At 65.3% G+C, this 2,757-nt stretch carries 3 protein-coding genes; all 3 read right to left on the reverse strand.

Annotated elements, in window-relative coordinates; genetic code table 11:
* On the reverse strand, window positions 1-897 hold an 897-nt coding region (locus tag JOZ79_RS11735), incomplete at its 3' end, for an NEW3 domain-containing protein (RefSeq protein WP_294074336.1).
* A gap of 214 nt (window positions 898-1,111) precedes the next feature.
* Window positions 1,112-1,759 carry a fused MFS/spermidine synthase gene (locus tag JOZ79_RS11740; protein ID WP_294074338.1) on the reverse strand — a complete coding sequence of 216 codons (648 nt, stop codon included), beginning with the start codon at window positions 1,757-1,759 and terminating at the stop codon, window positions 1,112-1,114.
* Between the two features lie 43 nt (window positions 1,760-1,802).
* The coding region (locus JOZ79_RS11745) for a fused MFS/spermidine synthase (RefSeq protein WP_294074340.1) at window positions 1,803-2,757 on the reverse strand (955 nt) is incomplete at its 5' end.

Raw genomic sequence — 2,757 nt, forward strand, 5'->3', positions numbered from 1 at the left:
GCTCGGACCCGAGCCGGACAGCTCCACGTCGTCGGCGGGCGCCGTGCCTGAATTGGTGATCTCGATCGGAATTGCCCGCTCCGTGCCAGCGTACGCCTGATCGCTCACCCTGCCGTCCCGGCCCGATATGCCAAGCTGCGGCTGGCCCGTGATGTCGAGCGTCACCTTGGTCTCGGCGCTGGCGTCCTCGGCGGTGACCCGCACGGTTACCGGATATTGGCCGGCCTTGACGGTCGCCGGCGGCCGCACGCGCAGCTTCACGTCCTTGGGCGTGCCGGCCTCGACGGGGATCGAGGAGAGCTCCTGGCTGCCATAGGCCTCGGTGAACGAGGTGTCGAAGTTCTGCGGTGCCTGTGCCGCGAGGCTCACCAGCAGCGGCTTGCCGCTGTCGTTCTTGATGCTGATTTGATACTCGAAGCTCGATTTGGCGCTGCCGCGCAGTGACGGCAGCTTGGGCTCGAGCGAAAGCTTGGCCGGAAGCTCCTTGGCAAGCGTGACGGCGACCGGCAGGCTCACCTTGTTGGCGTCGCTGTCTGCGTGGACGGTCAGCGTATGCGTGCCCATTGCGGCATTGCTCGGCACATCGACGCGCAGCTGCAGGCTCACGCTGCTGTTGGTGCCCGCCATGGCGGCAGCGACCGGTTGCCCGCCCCCAATCAGCGTTGCGGTCCAGCCCGCCGGAGCGCCCTCGACGGACAGCGCAAAGCGTTCCGGCGGGGACGAATAGTTCTGCAGCCGCAAGCTGATCGTCGACGTCGAGCCCGGCCGCACCGTGAGCGCCGGATAGTCGGTCAGCAGGTAGACGCCTTTGACATCCGCCGCCGGCTCGGCTGCCTGAGCACAGGGCGCGAAAATGACAAACAGGGCCGGCAGCACGGCGAGCAATGAACCTCGCATGGCAACAACTCCGCGAAAGTGGTGGTCTTGTCCTGCAGAAGGGCCGCCCCCGTCCAGAGGCGCGCTTGGACGGGCACGGTCGGGACGGCGGACTTGTTTTATGCCATCACGACGAAACCGGTGCAATTTTGTCGAATTCCTTGCCGTGCGACACAGCGTCATGCGGCGGATTCGGCTCACGCCCGAATGGCTTAACCGCCCGGCGTCGCAGCACTCAGGCCCCGCCGGGCTGCCGGCGGCCCAGCGAATAGGCCCAGATCGACAGGACCGCCGATCCAAGCGCGAAGACCGCGAACGACAGCGTGATGGCGCGCGTGCCGAAATTGGGAATGAGCACGAACGTCGTCGTCAGGATCCCGATGATGTTGCCGAGCGAGGACAGGGCGAACAGGCCCCCCGCGACCCTGCCGGCAAGCGCCGGATCGCGAAGAACGAGGCGCACCGCCAGCGGCGAGTATGCGCCGAGCACGAGGAGCGGAGGAAAGCAGACGATGAAGCCGGACACGAACAATGGAACGATGTCGCCATCGGCGATCGACAGCACCGACTCCAGCGGTCCACCAGTGAGGTAATAGACGAGCAGAAAATAGATGCCCGCCCCCACCTTGATGGCGGCAACCAGCCCGAACGACGGATAGCGGTCGGCAAAGAAGCCGCCCGCGTAGTACCCGCACATCAGCCCGGCCACCACCAGCGAGATGATGGTCGCCCAGGTGTAGATGCCGCTGCCGAACAGCGGCGTGAGCAGGCGGCTCGAGACCATCTCGAAGCCCAGCGTGAGGAAGCCCAGAGTCAGCGTGTCGAACAGCACCAGGGCGAGCACCGTCCAGCGGTGCGATTCGATCGATGTTTGGTGAATCACCGGGACAACAGCCTCCCTGCCGCCGGTCGCGCCGCAACAATCGCTACTCGCCGCGCTTCTCGTTGTGGCGCTCGATCGCCCTCAGGTATTCGGTCGGCGCGAAATCGTCAGTGAGCGGCTGCTTCGTCCAGTCGACAGGCGGGGAAAACTGCAGGTCGAGCAGCTTGGCCATGTCGTAACGAAAGTTATACTTGGCTTGGCGCTCGCCGGCGACCCGGCGAAGGTCGGCCGCGCTCTTGCGCGGCCCGTCATAGGCGACGATGACGATATTCCCATCGCCCTTGTAGAAGTCGAGATTGGCGAACACGTTGGAGATCGTCGCAACCGCGCTGTCGAACAGCATGGTCGACGGCTCGACGTTCTGGACCAGGGCGCCGCCGGGCTTGAGGCGCTTCTTGGCAAGCGTGAAGAACTCGCGTGTCAGCAGATGAAAGGGCACGAACGGGCCGCGATAGGCGTCCACCAGCACGACATCGAACGTCTTGTCGGTGCGCGCAAGAAAGACGCGGCCGTCGACCGTATTGATCTCGAAATTGGGCTCGCTCTTCACGCCGAGATACTGCGCGTCGATCCGCACCACCGCGGGGTCGAGCTCGGCGGCGCTCAGGCGCAGCTCGGGGATCGACTTGTGCAGGTACCAGGAGGTGCGCCCGCCCCCGAGCCCGATCATAGCCGCGTCGCTCAGCCCGGCCGAATAGGTCGAGACGCCAGTCATCGCCCGCGTATAGCTGACCGGAAGCTCCAGCTCGTCACGCGGATTGACCACCGATTCGACGTAATGCAATCGCCGCGCGCCGAACGACAGGACGTAATAGCCGTCGGAGCGCCGGTAGAGATAGATGTCGTTGTAGAGCGACTCGACCTTCTCGACGAGCGCATCCTCGACCGCGCGTGCCGGCGTCAGCCAGAGCAGCGCAGCCAGCAGGGCGCCGGCGATGAGAATAGTGCTCGCCGCTTTGGCTCGATGGGCCATCTCGTTCATCCTGTCGGCGCGGGTC

Origin of the sequence: Sphingomonas sp. (assembly GCF_019242355.1) — a bacterium.
Taxonomy (GTDB): Bacteria; Pseudomonadota; Alphaproteobacteria; order Sphingomonadales; family Sphingomonadaceae; genus Sphingomicrobium.